This window comes from Enterobacter asburiae (genome assembly GCF_008080435.1).
In the GTDB taxonomy this organism is placed as follows: domain Bacteria; phylum Pseudomonadota; class Gammaproteobacteria; order Enterobacterales; family Enterobacteriaceae; genus Enterobacter; species Enterobacter asburiae_C.
Window position 1 is genome coordinate 54413 of record NZ_VRKN01000009.1, and the last position, 16510, is coordinate 70922.

Genomic DNA, 16510 nt, shown 5'->3' on the forward strand with positions numbered 1-16510 from the left:
TTTGAGTGAGGATTGTTCAGCATGGCTTCGATAAAAGAATCCACTGATGCCATTGGACAATCAAAATATTACGTCCACTGGAAGGATGAAAAATCCGGTCATGGACGCCGCCGCATTTTTAAGAATATTGATGATGCCGCACATCTTTTCTGGCAAAAACAGAATATCGAGCTGGATTGTCGAACTGCCAGCTGGACCGGAATAGACCATTCCTGGACTTTCCGAAAATTAATTCTGTTTTATCTGGGGTATCAGGCCGGCAAGCTGGAAAAAAATATCATTCGGTTGTCGTCATATACGAAATGCCGTCACGATCTACTCGCTGTAGACGGGCCGATACTGGAAAAAAATATTCTCCATATCAGCCATCGCGATATCGTTGATTCGGTTCGCACCGGCTGCCATCGCTGGATTCGTTCGGCTTTCTTCCTGCTGGTGGAAAAGCGGCTCATCACTTTTAACCCTGTTGACCGTCCCGCGCGCCGGAAGCGTCGACCCATCACCATACCGCCATCATCATCGGTCAGGGAGCTACTGAATAACGCGCCAGTTCGTGAGCGTATCGCGTGCTGGCTCGGGATTTGTGGCCTGCGCATCGGTGAGGCTCTGGCGGTTACTTATAACGACGTGTCAGCCGACTGGATCGACATCCGGGGGCATGTTGTTGACGGCGTTATACATGAGGGGCTGAAAAGAGGTGTGGAGCGCCGGGTAAGGATGCCGCGTGAGCTTTTCGCGTTGCTGGATAAAAGTAAACTCGGTACCTCTGAGCCTCTTATCTGCAACCAGTTTACCGGCGCATGCCTCGCTACCAGCTACGGCACTCAGGGGGTTCTCATCAGAACCCTGAACGACTATGGCATTAAGCGATTCCATCATCTTCGCCACTTTGCTGTATCTCGCCTGGCAAACAAAGGCGTCGATATTCTGAAGGTTTCCCGACTTATTGGGCATTCGAACATCAAAACCACAATGGACGTTTACGGTCACCTTTTCGGTGAAGTGGTGGAAATGGATTTGGACGACTGAGTTATCCACATAGTGGAAATATTAGGGCGATCCACTATCTCCCCATTCTGCGCGGCCTCCGGGCATCAAATCGCAGTTTTCCCGAAAAAAAGGATATGCCGCATTTTTACCCCCTCTGATATGCCGCACTTGGCACCAGAGAGGACGCGGCCTGCACGCCAGAATTTACCGCGTGATACGCCGCACCCGGATCGGAGAAATTGGATTTTGAACAAAAAATAATCACATTGACTTAGGCGGAAGTATGGCTCCTAAAAAAAGCTTCAGAAAAGCCTACGTCGGTATCGTTATGGACATGGCATTAGCCCGTAGCAAAATCAGCAATCGGATGGTTGCTCAGCGCTTAGGTGTGGACGAGACGACGATCCGTCGCTGGCGTAAAGAGAATATCGAGTTTGAGCGCGCTTTCACTGAGGCTCGCGAAGCTCTCAGAGAGAAAATAAACCGCGTCGCCGGTAAGAGCCTGGACGTTCGTAAACGGAAGGTTGTCACCACATCGCCGGATGGTGTGAAAACCACGATTGAAGATGTGCTGCCCACGCACAACGATATTGCTGTTTTCTCAAAGGTGCTCGGTCTTGGTACCAGCGTCTATAGCGAGGAAGAACGTCAGCGTGATGTGCTTCGCGAGGTGATGAAACATAAGGTAGCCGGGAAATACTCCGCGCTGGAGGCGGCGCAGCTGCTTGAGGCTGAGGGAGTGAAAGTTCCGGCAACCCTGCTTATGGAGCTGGGAGCACCGAAAATTTTCGAACCGTTCAACAATATGGACGAGGCAGCCAAAGCCGACGCGGCGAACCTGACCCCGCAGGAAGCAGCCGATATCTACAAAAAATACCTGGGCTGAAAATTGCAAAAACAGGCGTTTCGAACCGTAAAAACGCTATGCACTTTTTGACCCGTTTTATGCACGTTTTATTCATCCCGATTTGACCACTTTTCTGTTCAAAACAGAGGCTTCACGCCGTTTGCGTGATGGGTGCTGTTGCGCCAGTGCGGGTAACGACCATTATGTTAAATCGGAGCGTTTTTGATGAAATTAGCTTGTAAAAGGGGCGTGCCTGCCCCTGAGGAAAACACGAGCTTAAAAACCAGAGTTATCGCGAACTGGGGCCGTTGGGGCGTTGGTCTTGACTGACTGAATCCCGTTTAATGCAGCTTGTTTGCTTGAGTACATTTCACTCTGAGCGATAGTTTCGCCATTAGCCGCTTTGAGAACAAAGAAGTATTTCTGGCTAAGCAGGGTGTTACCGCTTTTCTTGAGTTCAAAATATCCCATTTCATATTTCCTGTTGAACCGTCGGTCGACGGCTAAATCAGTATGGAAGTATTGAAGAAATAAAAATCACTACCGGATCAAAATTATGCCGTTGCCGTTCCCATTTGACTTCCGCAAACCGGACTATACCGCCGTGTTTGAGTGGAGAATGGAGAGGCTGGAGCGGATCAGGAAAGCGCCTGAAATGCTTCCGGCGCTCCGTGAGTTCTACCGCACTAACCCGGCCCAGTTCATCATCGACTGGGGTATGACGACGGACCCGCGTAACCTCGACTATGGCCTGCCTGCGACCATCCCGTTTTTGCTGTTCCCCCGCCAGGAGGAATGGATTAACTGGATCATGGACAGGCGCGCCAGTCTTGAGCATGGACTGACAGAAAAAAGCCGCGAAATGGGGCTGAGCTGGACCTCTATCGGTCTGGCCTGTTCGCTTTGCCTGTTCAACAAAGAAATGGTGATCGGGTTCGGTTCCCGTAAAGAGGAATATGTCGACAGTACCGGCGACCCGAAAGCACTGTTCTGGAAAGCGCGTAAGTTTGTCGAGCTGCTGCCGGTAGAGTTTCGCGGTTCATGGAGTGACAAAAAACATGCTCCTTACATGCGCGTGGAGTTCCCGGAAACGGGCGCGGTCATTAAGGGAGAGGCTGGCGATAACATTGGCCGTGGTGACCGTACCACACTTTATTTCGTGGATGAGTCGGCATTCCTCAAACGGCCATTACTCATCGATGCTGCGCTCTCTCAGACGACCCGCTGCCGTATAGACCTCTCATCCGTCAACGGCATGAATAACCCGTTTGCCCGTAAGCGCCACAGCGGAAATATCCCGGTGTTTACGTTCCACTGGCGCGGCGACCCGCGCAAGGATGATGAGTGGTACCGCAACGAATGTCTGAAAATTGATGATCCGATTATCGTTGCTCAGGAGCTGGACCTGAACTACAGCGCATCCACAGAGGGGATTCTCATTCCTTCTGAATGGGTGCAGGCTTCCGTCGACGCGCATATCAAACTGGGTATTCAGCCCAGCGGCCAGCGCCTTGGCGCAATGGATATCGCAGACGAAGGGAAAGACAAAAACGGCTTTTCTTGCCGCTATGGCTTCCTTCTGCAGAACGTTCACGAATGGTCTGGCATTGGCAGCGACATCTACGCTTCTGTCGTTAAATCGTTTGGTTACTGTGACGATTACGGTCTGGATGAGTTCCGCTTCGATGAGGACGGTCTGGGTGCGGGTGCGCGTGGTGATGCTCGCGTGATAAACGAACTCAGGCAGGCTGAAGGCCGGGGAACAATCACAGCTACGCCTTTCCGTGGTAGCGGTAGCGTATTCGATCCGGAAGATGAAGCCGTTCCTGGTGATAACGGTAAAGCGGCGCGCCTGAATAAAGACTTCTTCGCGAACGCGAAAGCACAGAGCTGGTGGCATCTTCGCAAGCTGTTTCGTAACACCTTCCGCGCGCTGAACGGGATGGACTACAACCCCGACGAAATAATTTCGATAAGCAGCGAGATAGAAAATATTGACCGCCTGCTGATGGAGCTTTCACAGCCTACGTGGTCGAAAAACGCCGTCGGTAAAATCCTCGTGGATAAACAGCCGGAAGGCACAAAATCGCCGAACCTTGCAGACGCCGTAATGATTAATTACGCGCCGATGGATTCCTCTCTTGATACCTGGGCCAAACTGGCCGGAGCGTGACATGTCCCGAAAGAAACGCCAGAACGGCGCACAGCAGCCCGTTAGGACATCTGACGGGTACAACAATTTCACGGCCAAACTTGGCAGCGACACCAGAAACATACAGACGGGCGGAATGTACATGCCTGGGTACATCAGCCGTAACAGGGTGATGCTGGAGTTTGCGTATCGTTCATCGTTCCTCGTTGGTGCCGGTGTGGACGCGATGGCTGATGATATGACCCGCAAGGGGATTAACATCAGCTCAAAGCTGAAACCCGGACAAAAGGGCAAGCTCGAAACCTTCTGGGATGAGCTCGCTATATGGGATGGTCTTAACGATAACCTCAAATGGTCACGATTGTACGGTGGCGCGGTGCTAGTGGTCCTGCTTGAAGGGCAGGATATGTCCTCCCCGCTGAAACTGGATCGCATCAAAGAGGGGCAGTTTAAGGGCGTGATGAGCCTTGACCGCTGGATGGTTAACCCGAGTTATTACGATCTCGTTACCGATTACGGTCCCGATTTTGGGAAACCGAAATATTACAAGGTAATCACGAACCAGCAGGGGATTCCCCCCTGGAAGATCCACCATAGCCGCGTTATCCGCATGGAGGGCGATACGCTTCCTTTCCAGCAGGCCCAGACGGAAAATGGCTGGGGGATGTCTGTCGTGGAGCGTATTTTCGAGCGTATTGAGGCGTTTGATACTGCGACCGTCGGCACCACACAGCTGATCCACAAAGCGCATCTGCGAACCTACAGCATTGAAAAGCTTCGTGACATCCTTGCCAAAGGCGGTGATCTGGAAAAGTCGCTGATGAAGCACATGGACATGATTCGTGAGTTTCAGACCATCGAAGGCATGACCATGATGGACTCAAGGGATAAATTCGAGACTCACAGCTATACGTTCGCCGGTATCGCGGATGTCCTCCTGCGCTTCGCTGAGCAGGTTTCTGGCGCGACGGGAATTCCTCTCGTCCGTCTGTTCGGGCAGTCCCCTGCAGGTTTCAATACCGGCGACGGCGATCTGGAAAACTACTACAGCCGGGTTAACTCGCTGCAGGAGAGACGCTTACGCCGTCATATCCGCTGGCTGCTCGATATCTCCTGGCGTTCTCTGTTCGGTGAACCACTGCCTGACGATTTTACTTTCGAGTTTAACAAGCTCTGGGAGATGTCAGACGTGGACCGCGCAACGATGGCGAACAATGTGGTTACTGCACTCGGTACCGCCGTTCGTGACCTCGGAATGCCTCCGGCAGCCGCGCTTAACGATCTCAGGAACATTTCTGATGTGATTGGGATCGGTGGTTCTATCACTGACGAGGACATAGAAGATGCGAAGGCCCAGTGGGAGGAGGATGAACCTGAAACCATCCCTCCGCCGCCGTTCGGAGATCCAGTATCGAAAAAGCCTGTTGGCGATAGCAAACCAGATAGGGCAGATCGTCGATGGTACCTACGACGGTTCACAGGCCAGCGCTGACAGCATTTCGAAAACGCTGGTGGACTATTCCGAGGTAATCAGCGACTGGGCAGAACAGGTCGGGCGAAGGATGTTTGCCCAGGTCGAGCAGGAGGAATGGAACCTGTGGAAATCGGTATCAGAGGAAATCGGCGCTGGCCTGCGCGATGTGGTGGGTAATACCCCCGTCGGTCAGGTGGCGCAGGATATCGTGTATCGCCAGATTCAGCTGATGAAGTCCCTGCCGCTGGAAGCAGCCGATCGCGTGATGGACATACAACAGCGAGCAATGCAGGCGGTTATCACTGGCGAACGTCCGGACGAGCTCTACGAGATGATCATGGCCTCCGGTGACGTGGCCGCCAGCAGGGCGCAGCTGATTGCCCGTACAGAGATTGGACGAGCTACCGGCGCGCTGACGCAGGCCCGAGCGCTGTCGGTCGGCTCCGAGGGTTACTGGTGGCGCATCCACGGTGCTGGCACGCGCAAATCTCATCGAGGTATGAAGGATAAATTTGTGCGCTGGGATAACCCGCCGACGCTGGACGGTATGACAGGTCATGCTGGCTGCCTGCCGAACTGCGAATGCTGGCCGGAAGTCCAGATTCCACCGCCGAGAAAATGAAAAATACGGCTTTAGGTTGGTATTTCAGACGAACGGCAATACCCGCGAAATGTTATGAAAATGTTGTGTTTCAAAATCTCCATTTTCAGGCCAGATAACCGCTACTTTTACGGCTTAAAGGGGACATTTTAATCGAGTCCATTTTTGTCGGTACGTGTAAGAACCCTTATGTTAAATAGCCCGATATTTTGAGCATTTTTCCCATCTCACAAGGTCGCCTCCGGGCGGCCTTTTTGTTGTCCGTAATCGAGCAGGTAACCCATGAAATATTTCTTCACTACACGCCTGGGCGAAACGCGCTATCTGCAGGCGGACGGCTCTCTGCTGTGTAAAGACGTGCCGATCGCACGCACAGGGACGCAGGTCTATTTACCTGAGGAAATCGACCTCGAACCGGACGGCACCGGCACGGTGACAGTCTGGCGAACAGAAGACGAGGTGTTTTCCCCTGAGACGATGGCGAGCTTTGAGGGCGTAGCCGTCACGCTGGGGCATCCAGAGGACAGTCTGGGCAACATCGTTTTCGTGAACCCTTCTAACTTCGCAGAGCTAGCGCACGGACACATTCAGAACGTCCGGCGCGGCACCGGCGATAAATCGGATCTGCTCATTGCTGACGTGCTGATTAAACGGCAGGAAGCAATCGACGCGGTGAATTCTGGCCTGACCGATGTCAGCTGTGGCTATGACGCGCAGTACAAGCAGCTGGCACCCGGCAAAGGCAAGCAATACCAAATCACAGGTAACCACCTCGCTGTCGGCATCGACCGGGGGCGTGCTGGTGGCCGCTGTGCAATCGGGGATTCCATCCCATCAACAACAAAGGAGAAGCCTGTAATGTCATGGCTTAAAAAACTGGCTCAGGCCATTAAGACGAAAGATGAGGATGCGCTGGCAAAACTCATCGACGAAGCGCCGGATATGCCGTCTGATGGCATGCCTTCAATCCCCGGTTCCTCTATCACCATCAACATTCCTTCACAGGCCACCGCCTTGCCTGAAGGCAATCGCACCACCACAACGGACGAAGGCGATCCTAACAAAGACAAAACCGGCACGGGCGATGAAGAAATTCCAGCCTGGGCGAAAGCGTTGCTGACTCGTCTGGAAAAGCTGGAGGGTAAAACCACCGACGGCGATCCGGACCCCGGCAACATGACCACCGACGAAGACGAAGAAGAAAACCGCAAAGTGACGGGCGACGCAGCCTTTAAGCGCAACCTGATCGCCGATGCGGAAATTATCTGCCCTGGCTTCCAGCCTGCTGGTGATAAGAGTCTGAAGCGTCAGGTGCTGAATCATGCAATGCGCACCGGCGACAGCCTGAAATCGTTCGGCGTGGATGATTTCTACAAAGCGCCAAAGGCTACGGTCGACGCGGTGTTTACTGCCGCTGTGGCGCTGCATAAGGCGAAAAATCAGCTGACCCCGCTGAACAACATTACCCGCACCACGGACAGCGGAATCAGCACTAAGCACCTTTCCCCGGCAGAGCTGAACAAGGTCAACGCCGAATTCTGGGCAAAAAACAAATAAGGTAAATCATCATGGCAGGTACTGCATATTTAACGCGCATGCCCCTGGGCATTGCCGGGGGCGTTACCCGTCCTCGTGATCTCACCATCGAGCCGGTTAGCCTGGACCACACGAAGCAGTTCGCGTCCTACGGGCTGGTTGGTAAATACGTGAACGATAAATTCGTTCCGCTGGAATCTGGCGACACCATCAGCAAAGTGAAAGGGATTCTGGTTCGTCCGTTCCCGATCACCTCTGCTCTGGACCTTGCTTACATCGGTGTGACGGCTAATCAGGTTGGTGACAACCTGAAACGTGGTTACATCTGCGTAACTGCTACCGCAGGCAACGCGGCGACCGCGAAAAAGGGCGATCCGGTTTACGTTCGCGTGGCTGGTGGCACCACTCAAAGCCCGATTGGCTCCTTTGTGCTGTCTCCGGACTCTACCGCATCAAATACACCTCAGCTGCCAAATGCAGAGGTCATGGGGCCGGGTGAAGCCGACGGCCGTATTGAAATCGCTTATAACATCTGAGGGAATAATTAATGTTTACAATTGACAGAGCGACCATCGACTCCACCGGCGCGTTTCTCGTCGGCGAACTGGAGCGCATGGATCAGACGCTGAACATGCCTTTAGTGTCCTACAAATGGTCACGCGACATGCCGCTGCGCAGCGATATTTCTATCGCTGATGAAGTGTCATCCTTCACTAACACCGATTTCGTCGGCGTTGGTGGTCCAAACCCTAACGGTAAAAACTGGATCGGTAAAAAAGCGACTGCCATTCCTGGTATCGAACTCGATATTCAGCCTACCCGTAACAACCTCACCTTGTGGGGGCAAGAAATCAGCTGGACGGTACCGGAACTGGCTTCTGCCCAGAAACTGGGCCGTCCGGTTGATGTCCAGAAATACGAAGGCATGAAGCTGAAGTGGAACATGGACACCGACGAACAGGTTTATATCGGTGATAACGAGCTCGGCGTTGCTGGCCTGCTGAACCTGCCGGATGTTACTCCTGTTGCTGCAGCTGCAGCGTGGACCGCAACCACCGATCCGGATGTGATTGTCCAGGATATCAACCTGGTGCTGTCTGATGGCTGGGTTCGTTCTGGTTATGCGGTCTGCCCGGCAAAAATCGGCCTGGCACCGGAGCTGTTCGGCCTGCTGGCGAGCAAAAAGGTTTCCTCTGCAGGGAATATCTCCGTGCTGGAATACGTGAAGATTAACACCATCGCGTTCCAGGAAAACGGCACACCACTGGAGATCGTCTCCATGAAGTGGGCCTCCAAGCGTGGCGCTGGTGGCGCGCATCGTATCGTTGCTTACACCCAGGACGAAAAATACGTTCGCTTCCCAATGGTCCCTCTGCTGAACACGCCGCTGGAATATCGCGGCCTGCAGCAGTTGACCACTTACTACGGCAAGCTGGGCCAGGTGGAAACCCCGTATTCCAATACGATCTCTTACCTGGACGTTCCGGCGTCTTAACCTGAAACAGGCGGGGAAACCCGCCTTTTTTATGGAGCAAAAACATGAAATACGTTGTTTCCGGTGGCGCTACTCTCAGCTTTGCCGACGGTTCTAAATTTGAGCTGTCTCAGGGCATCCACGACAGTTCCTCTTTCCCGAAAGAAGTTAAGGACCACTGGGCCTTTAAAGCCTATGCGCGCCCGATTGACGAAGCCGACCTGGCGAACGAGCAGAGCAATGAAGACCTTTCCGCGAGCCTTGTTCTCCTGGCAGAAGAAAATAACACCCTGAAAGCGCAGCTGGCTGAGCATGAAAAAACCATTACCGCGCTGGGGAATGAAAACACAGACCTGAAAGCGCAGCTGGCAGCCGCTCAGGCACCAGCAGGCGGTAAACCTGCCGACAGCGCGAACAAAACCGATAACACCGGCGGGGACGCGAAAAATGCCAAAAAACAGCAGGCTTCCGACTAACGAGCAGTTCCGCACCGACTTTCCCGAGTTCGCCGATACAACCCGCTACCCTGACCCCTCAGTGAATTTCTATCTGGGGCAGGCCGATTCGATTCTGAATCAGGACGTACAGGGCGATCAGTTCGTCTACCTGGCCGAACTATTCACGGCTCACTATACGGAGCTGCGCGGCCGCACGCTGGCCGCCGCTGCCGCTGGTGGTGTGAACAGCAACGGCGCAGCAGGTGTCGTGTCCTCTAAATCAGTGGATAAGGTTTCAGTGAGCTATGACGTGTCCGGAGTAATTAACCCGGATGCCGGTTTCTGGAACAGTACCGCCTACGGGCGCGAGTTCTACTGGTGGTGGTCGATGTTCGGCGCTGGTGGCAGGCAGCTGCTATGAAAAGCGGGTTGACGGTTCGCGCTGACAACGCCGTGGCTGTTCTGGAATCCCTCCGGCAGCTATCCGGAATGGATGTGCTGGTGGGAATACCTGAGGACAAGGCAGGGCGTGAGGATGGCTCCCCGATTAATAACGCGGAACTGGGCTACCTCCACTCGACGGGTGCAACGGTGGAAATCGACGGTACAACGGTCACGCTTCCCCCACGTCCTTTTCTGGATATGGGGATCGAGGATTCAAAACCCCGAACCACTGCACACCTCAAGGCAGCGGCAACCGCCGCGCTGGAGGGGCAGACTGAAGCAGCAATGCGTGAGCTGGAAAGCGCCGGACAGATTGCCCGTGACGCTGCAAAAGCCGTTATCGGAGCTGGCGACAGATTGCACCCGCTTTCTGAGAAAACCCTCGAACGCAGACGGGCCGAGGGCATTCCCGGCGAAAAGCCGCTGTATGCCCACGGTTACCTGTTGCGCTCAATTAACTACGTCGTGAGGAAAAAATAATGCCTCTTCTCGATGTGAGCGATGTTCTTCTTGATCCCGACTTCATGGACACCAGTCTGGTTTGTCACCGGCAGGTTCAGACGGTAGATGAGGACAATTTCACGAAAAACACAGCTCAGGATATCCCATTCTCTGGCGTGGTGACGGTTGACCGTTCTCTGGAAGCCAGGCGAATGGAGGCTGGCCAGAACATCAGTGGCGCGATCCTCATCGTGACGCAGTTCAGATTAACCCAGGGCCAGCCCGGTACAGACAGCGCCCCGCGACTTGATGCCGATATCGTGAGCTATAACGGACGCGACTATCGAGTGACGTTCGTCGACCCGTACACCAGTTACGGTGCTGGATTCGTCCAGGCACATTGTGAGCTGGTGGACTTTAACGGAGGGACGCCAGTTGAGTAACGACAGCACCGCGCGCGGTTATCTGACGCCTGTCGGGGATAGCCCCCAGTATGACGAGGCGCTGGAGCGTGAAATCAGTCGGTGGATTCGCGGTGTTTCTGGCTTGCCGGCCGCGCTTGTTTTCCCCCGATTGACTGACCCGCAGCCGCAGATCCCCAACAACGGGGTAACGTGGTGCGGCTTCGGTATCACTACCGTTCCCCAGCCGTTAAGCCAGTCCGATGTTCAGGTTTCGGAAGAACAGTCCGAGCAATGGACGTGGGAACAGGTAACGGTGATTTGCTGCTTCTATGGCCCTCTGGGTGCCAATACTGCATCAACTTTCCGAGCCGGGATATTCGTCGAGCAAAACAACGCCGAGCTGAATCGCTCGGGGCTTTCGCTGGTGGAGGCCGGGACTATCTACAAGCTGCCCGAGCTCATTAATAACCAGTGGGTGAGGCGCTACGACCTCACCATCACGCTGTCCCGCAAAAACATTCGTACCTACAACGTCCGGACGCTGCAAGATGCGCCCGTCTCATTTTTCGGAGACTAAATTATGCCGCAGGGATTACCTGTATCTAACGTCGTTAATGTCGACGTGATCATTGGGCCGCGTGCGGCTACTGGTCGAAACTTTGGTTCACTGCTCATTCTCGGGAGCTCGACGGTTATCCCGGTTTCTGAGCGCATTCGCCTCTACTCATCCTCGGAAGATATCGGCACAGATTTCGGCGTGGATAGCCCGGAATATGAAGCCGCGACCGTGTATTTCTCACAGTCACCGAAACCTCAGCAGGTGTATGTCGGTCGCTGGGCTAAAACGCTGGTATCGGCTGAAAGCGGTTCGACGGAAACGCTGCTGCAGGCCGTGAACGCTGTACTGAATTACACGAGCTGGTACGGTCTGGGCGTAGCCGATGATGAAGAGATCGACGATGCCGACTGGCTGAGTGTGGCCGCCGCGATTGAAGCTTCCAGCCTCAGTCGAATTCTGGCAATTACCACTCAAGACCCGGAAGCGATTAACACGACATCCACAACCGATCTCGCCTATAAGCTGAAGGCGGCAAAATACGGTCGCACGTTTGTGCAGTATTCCACCAGCAGCAAGTACGCCGCGCTTTCTGCGTTTGGCCGGGCGTTTACGGTGAATTTCAACGGCAGTAACACGACCATTACCCTGAAATTCAAGCAGGAGCCGGGTATCACCTACGAGACACTGGATCTCAGCCAGGCTAAGGCGCTGGATACCAAAAACTGTAACGTCTACGTGTATTACGAAAACGATACGGCAATCCTGCAGCAGGGCGTCATGTCCAGCGGCGATTTCTTCGATGAGCGCCACGGGCTCGACTGGCTGCAGAACTACGTTCAGACCAACCTGTATAACCTGCTCTACACCAGCACAACCAAAGTCCCACAGACTGATGCAGGTGTTACGCGCCTCCTTTCTAACGTTGAGAAATCAATGGATCAGTCAGTCACGAACGGGCTGGTGGCTGCTGGCGTATGGAACGGTGGCCCGATTGGGCAGCTGGATTCCGGCGACACGCTGACAAAAGGCTATTACGTCTACGCGCAGCCGATTTCAGAGCAGGCGCAGGCAGACCGTGAAGCACGTAAGGCACCGGTTATTCAGGTGGCCTGTAAGCTGGCTGGCGCGGTTCATTTCGCTGATGTTCAGATCAACGTCGTTCGCTAAGGAGAACATGAATGGCTACTTATTCTTTTATGGACGTCACGGCGTCCCTCTCCGGCCCGACCGGCGAGATTGATCTGGGCTACGGTTCCGCCAGTTCAGAGGAGGGGATCACCGTTGCAATGGGCGGCCCCAAAAATACCATGACCATCGGCGCTGACGGCGAAGTGATGCACAGCCTGCACGCGGATAAAAGCGGCACGGTAACCGTCAACCTGCTGAAGACCTCGCCGACAAACAAAAAGCTGTCGCTGGCGTACAACGCGCAGAGTCAGTCCTCAGGTACCTGGGGAAACAACGTCATTGTGATCCGAAACAAGGTGAGCGGTGACATCATCACGGCGCGCAGCGTGGCGTTCCAGAAACAGCCGGATAACGCCAACGCTAAAGCCGGTAATACGATGCCCTGGGTGTTTGACTGCGGCAAAATCGACCAGGTTCTCGGAGAGTTTTAACAGATGGAATGCTCAATCAAAGGCCACGATTACCGCGTGGCAAAACTCAGCGTTTTTGACCAGCTGAAAGTGACCCGCAAACTGCTGCCGGTGCTGGCGGGCATGATGTCAGATTTCGGGAGCATTCGCTCCCTTCTGCCTGCTGATGGCAAAATCGACACCGTGAAATTCGATCAGCTGAAACCGGTGTTTGAAACCCTGCTCCCGCGTATCGCTGAGGAACTGTCTTCCCTGACTGAAGAAGATACCAACGCGATTATTCATCCGTGCCTGGCCGTGGTATCACGCAAGCACATGGACGGATGGACGCCGGTATTCAACAGCGGTCAGCTGATGTTCGATGATATCGACCTGCTGACCATGCTGCAGCTGGTGGCGCGGGTGGTCGCCGATTCACTGGGAAATTTTTTGCCCGTGAGCCCTACCAGCGCGACGCCGGGCCAGCCTCAGGGTTAACCCTCAACAGCCTGCCTGACGGGCTGTCTTATCTCCTTGACCCGGTTGACGCCGGGTTAATCCCTTATTACGCGCTGAAGGATGGATCAGTCGATCTGTGCGATATCGCGCTGATGAATGACCACCTGGCCGTTAAGGCAGACAACCAGCGCCGTATTGAGAAATGGAGAGAGGATAATGAACGCTGAGACTATTAAAGATTTCCTCGTCTCGCTCGGATTCGATATCGATGAAGCGGGCGCGTCAAAGTTCGACTCTGTTCTCGCCGGTACGACCGCAAATGCCATCAAAATGGGGCTGGCCGTCGAAGGTGCCGCGCTTACCGTGGTGGCCTTCACGGCTAAGATCGCCTCCGGTCTGGATAATCTCTACTGGGCGTCACAGCGCACCGGCGCGACGGTGCAGGGGATTCAGTCTATTGGCTATGCTGTTTCGCAGGTAGGCGGCAGCGTTGACGCGGCGCGAACCTCTCTGGAAAGCCTCTCCCGGTTTGTTCGTAACAATCCCGGCGCGGAAGGCTTCCTGAATCGCCTGGGCGTACAGACTCGTGACGCCAGCGGTAACATGCGTGACATGGCCGCTATCTTTACGGGTGTCGGCCAGAAGCTCAGCAGCATGCCGTATTACCGGGCTAACCAGTATGCGCAGATGCTGGGCATTGACGAAAATACCCTGATGGCGATGCGCCGGGGTGTGGGCGGTTTCTCCGGGCAGTACAGCGCAATGGCGAAAGCTATCGGCTTCAATGCTGACGAGGCGGCCAGAAGTTCCAACAAATTCATGACCTCCCTGCGCGAGTTCGGCGCGATGGCAGGCATGGCCCGTGACAAAATTGGCTCTAATCTTGCTGGTGGTCTGGCGGGTTCGCTGGACACGTTGCGCCGACACATCCTGGATAACTTCCCGCGCATCGAACAGACCCTGACGAAAGCCATAAAAGGCATTCTGGCGCTCGGGGACATTATCGGGCGGCTGTTCTTCCGGCTTATTGAGGGGACATCCAGCCTTATCAACTGGTGGCAATCGCTGGATAAGCAAACGCGGGAGCTGATCTCGTTGTTTGGCGCGCTGACGATTGCGCTGCGCATTCTGAACAGTACGTTCTGGATGTCGCCGATAGGCCTGATTACGGCGCTGGCGGCGGGAATTGCCCTCCTGTGGGAAGATTATCAGACCTGGAAGGAGGGCGGGGACAGCCTGATTGACTGGGGCAAGTGGAAGCCGGAAGTCGACGCCGCGCTGAAGATGGTTCGTGACCTTAAAACGACCGTTAACGAACTGGCGAAAGCGCTGGCGAAACTGCTCAATATTGACCCCAAATCATGGTCCCTGAAGTGGGATTTCAGCAACTTTATCGACCAGATGGGCGAGTTCAGCAAAATGCTGAATATGATCGCCGACCTGCTCAACGCCATTAAAGATGGCCGCTGGGCTGATGCCGCCAGCATCGGCAAACAGATGCTTAATCAGGGCAGCGAAAATCCGTCAGCGATGCCGATGGTAACAGACAGCGCCAACGGTACCGCCGACTGGATTAAAGAGCACTGGGGATTCGATCCTCGCAGCGTGGGCCGAACGGTGCGCGGCTGGTTTGGTGAGGATGACCCTGAACAGCTCGGCCAGTCAGTAAAGCGGCCACAGCCAACCAAAGCGGGCTCTGAGCTGCTGGGATGGATGCAGCCGATGCTTACCAACCTGGAACAGCTCTACCGGCTTCCGGAGGGGTTACTGCGCAGCGTGGCCATAACGGAATCGGGCGGTAATCAGTTCGCCGTTTCAGGCGCTGGCGCTAAAGGCCTGTTTCAGTTTATGGACGGCACGGCGCGTGACATGGGGCTGCGCGGAAACGATGTTTTCGACCCGGAGAAGGCCGCGCAGGCAGCCGCAAAGTATCTTTCACAGCTGCTGCAGGCTAACGGCGGTGACCTGAGCAAGGCGCTGGCCTCATACAACTGGGGGATCGGGAACGTGCAGAAGCACGGTATGGCCCTCATGCCTCAGGAAACCCGCAACTACATTCCGAAGGTGTTAAGCAACATGCCCGCGCCCGGGGCTCAGGTACAGCAACAGAACACTTATCACATTTACGGTGGTGGTGACCCGCGTTCTGTCGGTACCGAGGTCGAGCGTCGACAGCAGTCGGCAAACGCCCAGGTTATGCGCGGTAATCAAACGAAGGTGGGCTAATGGATATTCTCTCTACGCTCTTTCAGCAGCAGAGCCGAAAAATAGGGATGATTGTCCCCAGCGTGGTTGTTTCTGAGAAGCATACCGACACGCTGGAGATAACAGAGCACCCTGTCGAGGTCGGGGCCGCCATCGCCGACCATGCCTACAAAAAACCGTCTGAAGTGGTGATGGAGGTCGGTTTCGCTGGTGGCGGATCGTTGCTGGATTTTGCCAGTAATCTGACGGCCACCAGCTTACTGGGCCTGAGTCCCCAGCAAACGTATCAGGAGATTCTTGACCTGCAGGCGAGCCGTATTCCTTTCGATGTAGTGACCGGCAAACGGCTGTACAGCAACATGCTGATCCGCGCGCTGGAAGTGACGACAGACAAGACAACCGAAAACGTCCTGTCTGCCGTTCTCACCCTGAGGGAGGTTCTTATCTCGCAGACGCAGCAGATCTCCGTCGCGGATAAAACCAACATGAAGGATGGGGCCAGCACGTCGGCGGTACTGAATACCGGCAACAAAACCACAAAGCCGCCAAATACCTCGCTGCTGAAAAGCATCACGGGTAACGCGGCGTCATTACTGGGGCTCGGCTAATGGCAATTCAGGAAATCCCGCTGACGGCGGATAACCAGCAATTCAGCATCATCCTGGCTGGTACCACCTGGCGGATTAACATCACCTGGCGCGATCTGTACTGGATTATGGACCTGCAGAACGACAGAGGGGAGCCGGTAATCTCCGGTATTCCTCTCGTCACCGGCGCTGACCTACTGGCGCAGTACGGCTATATGGGGCTCGGATTTAAGCTGGTGGTGGTCTGTGACGACAGCACACAGGATTATCCGACGAAAACCGACCTGGGCGGCCGCAGTCATTTACTGGTATCAACGGAGTAA

Annotated in this window: 21 protein-coding genes; 20 read left to right on the forward strand and 1 reads right to left on the reverse strand. The window is 54.7% G+C overall.

The genetic code is table 11. From position 1 onward, the window contains the following. Window positions 1-21: 21 nt before the first annotated feature. Both FU672_RS17025 and FU672_RS17030 read left to right on the forward strand, forming a co-directional pair. Window positions 22-1029 carry a tyrosine-type recombinase/integrase gene (locus tag FU672_RS17025; protein WP_148244142.1) on the forward strand — a complete coding sequence of 336 codons (1008 nt, stop codon included), beginning with the start codon at window positions 22-24 and terminating at the stop codon, window positions 1027-1029. A gap of 244 nt (window positions 1030-1273) precedes the next feature. Next, a complete protein-coding gene (locus tag FU672_RS17030) occupies window positions 1274-1876 on the forward strand; it encodes a hypothetical protein (RefSeq protein ID WP_032625746.1) in 603 nt (200 codons plus the stop codon). A 237-nt stretch (window positions 1877-2113) separates the two neighbouring features. On the opposite strand, the gene FU672_RS17035 is transcribed toward FU672_RS17030, so the two are convergent. Continuing rightward, the gene (locus FU672_RS17035; protein ID WP_045269837.1) at window positions 2114-2308 is read right to left on the reverse strand and encodes a YegP family protein; all 195 of its coding nucleotides are present in this window, start codon (window positions 2306-2308) and stop codon (window positions 2114-2116) included. 85 nt (window positions 2309-2393) lie between these two features. On the opposite strand from FU672_RS17035, the gene FU672_RS17040 reads away from it, so the two are divergent. The 18 genes from FU672_RS17040 (at window position 2394) to FU672_RS17125 (ending at window position 16510) form a co-directional block, all read left to right on the forward strand. Then, the gene (locus FU672_RS17040; RefSeq protein ID WP_148244143.1) at window positions 2394-4010 is read left to right on the forward strand and encodes a TerL protein; all 1617 of its coding nucleotides are present in this window, start codon (window positions 2394-2396) and stop codon (window positions 4008-4010) included. 1 nt (window position 4011) lies between these two features. Further along, entirely contained in the window at window positions 4012-5481 is a 1470-nt protein-coding gene (locus FU672_RS17045) for a DUF1073 domain-containing protein (protein WP_148244144.1), read from the forward strand. A 70-nt stretch (window positions 5482-5551) separates the two neighbouring features. After that, the gene (locus tag FU672_RS17050; RefSeq protein WP_148244212.1) at window positions 5552-6085 is read left to right on the forward strand and encodes a phage head morphogenesis protein; all 534 of its coding nucleotides are present in this window, start codon (window positions 5552-5554) and stop codon (window positions 6083-6085) included. A gap of 261 nt (window positions 6086-6346) precedes the next feature. Then, the gene (locus tag FU672_RS17055; RefSeq protein ID WP_148244145.1) at window positions 6347-7621 is read left to right on the forward strand and encodes a DUF2213 domain-containing protein; all 1275 of its coding nucleotides are present in this window, start codon (window positions 6347-6349) and stop codon (window positions 7619-7621) included. Between the two features lie 11 nt (window positions 7622-7632). Beyond that, window positions 7633-8136 (forward strand): structural cement protein Gp24, encoded by a 504-nt coding sequence (locus FU672_RS17060; RefSeq protein ID WP_148244146.1) that lies wholly within the window; start codon window positions 7633-7635, stop codon window positions 8134-8136. Window positions 8137-8147: 11 nt separating this feature from the next. Beyond that, window positions 8148-9095: a DUF2184 domain-containing protein gene (locus FU672_RS17065; protein ID WP_016247459.1), complete on the forward strand. Its 948-nt coding sequence runs from the start codon at window positions 8148-8150 to the stop codon at window positions 9093-9095. A gap of 44 nt (window positions 9096-9139) precedes the next feature. After that, a complete protein-coding gene (locus FU672_RS17070) occupies window positions 9140-9550 on the forward strand; it encodes an STY1053 family phage-associated protein (RefSeq protein ID WP_148244147.1) in 411 nt (136 codons plus the stop codon). After that, the gene (locus tag FU672_RS17075; protein WP_032625727.1) at window positions 9522-9932 is read left to right on the forward strand and encodes a DUF4054 domain-containing protein; all 411 of its coding nucleotides are present in this window, start codon (window positions 9522-9524) and stop codon (window positions 9930-9932) included. The genes FU672_RS17070 and FU672_RS17075 overlap by 29 nt, the downstream gene beginning before the upstream one ends. Beyond that, window positions 9929-10435: a hypothetical protein gene (locus FU672_RS17080; RefSeq protein WP_109844761.1), complete on the forward strand. Its 507-nt coding sequence runs from the start codon at window positions 9929-9931 to the stop codon at window positions 10433-10435. Before FU672_RS17075 ends, FU672_RS17080 begins: the two co-directional genes overlap by 4 nt. Then, complete coding sequence (locus tag FU672_RS17085) at window positions 10435-10839, forward strand: head-tail adaptor (protein ID WP_148244148.1); 405 nt, start codon at window positions 10435-10437, stop codon at window positions 10837-10839. The genes FU672_RS17080 and FU672_RS17085 overlap by 1 nt, the downstream gene beginning before the upstream one ends. Then, the gene (locus tag FU672_RS17090) at window positions 10832-11377 is read left to right on the forward strand and encodes a phage neck terminator protein (RefSeq protein WP_148244213.1); all 546 of its coding nucleotides are present in this window, start codon (window positions 10832-10834) and stop codon (window positions 11375-11377) included. The genes FU672_RS17085 and FU672_RS17090 overlap by 8 nt, the downstream gene beginning before the upstream one ends. 3 nt (window positions 11378-11380) lie before the next feature. Beyond that, window positions 11381-12526: a DUF3383 family protein gene (locus FU672_RS17095; protein WP_148244149.1), complete on the forward strand. Its 1146-nt coding sequence runs from the start codon at window positions 11381-11383 to the stop codon at window positions 12524-12526. Window positions 12527-12537: 11 nt separating this feature from the next. Continuing rightward, window positions 12538-12978: a DUF3277 family protein gene (locus FU672_RS17100; protein WP_000257260.1), complete on the forward strand. Its 441-nt coding sequence runs from the start codon at window positions 12538-12540 to the stop codon at window positions 12976-12978. Between the two features lie 3 nt (window positions 12979-12981). Beyond that, entirely contained in the window at window positions 12982-13434 is a 453-nt protein-coding gene (locus FU672_RS17105) for a phage tail assembly chaperone (protein ID WP_016247451.1), read from the forward strand. A gap of 23 nt (window positions 13435-13457) precedes the next feature. After that, complete coding sequence (locus FU672_RS25170) at window positions 13458-13622, forward strand: DUF6889 family protein (protein WP_023229521.1); 165 nt, start codon at window positions 13458-13460, stop codon at window positions 13620-13622. Beyond that, window positions 13612-15621 (forward strand): transglycosylase SLT domain-containing protein, encoded by a 2010-nt coding sequence (locus FU672_RS17115; protein ID WP_148244150.1) that lies wholly within the window; start codon window positions 13612-13614, stop codon window positions 15619-15621. Before FU672_RS25170 ends, FU672_RS17115 begins: the two co-directional genes overlap by 11 nt. Beyond that, the gene (locus FU672_RS17120) at window positions 15621-16208 is read left to right on the forward strand and encodes a phage baseplate protein (RefSeq protein ID WP_148244151.1); all 588 of its coding nucleotides are present in this window, start codon (window positions 15621-15623) and stop codon (window positions 16206-16208) included. The genes FU672_RS17115 and FU672_RS17120 overlap by 1 nt, the downstream gene beginning before the upstream one ends. Continuing rightward, window positions 16208-16510, forward strand: coding sequence for a phage baseplate plug family protein (locus FU672_RS17125; protein ID WP_148244152.1), 303 nt, complete (start codon window positions 16208-16210; stop codon window positions 16508-16510). The genes FU672_RS17120 and FU672_RS17125 overlap by 1 nt, the downstream gene beginning before the upstream one ends.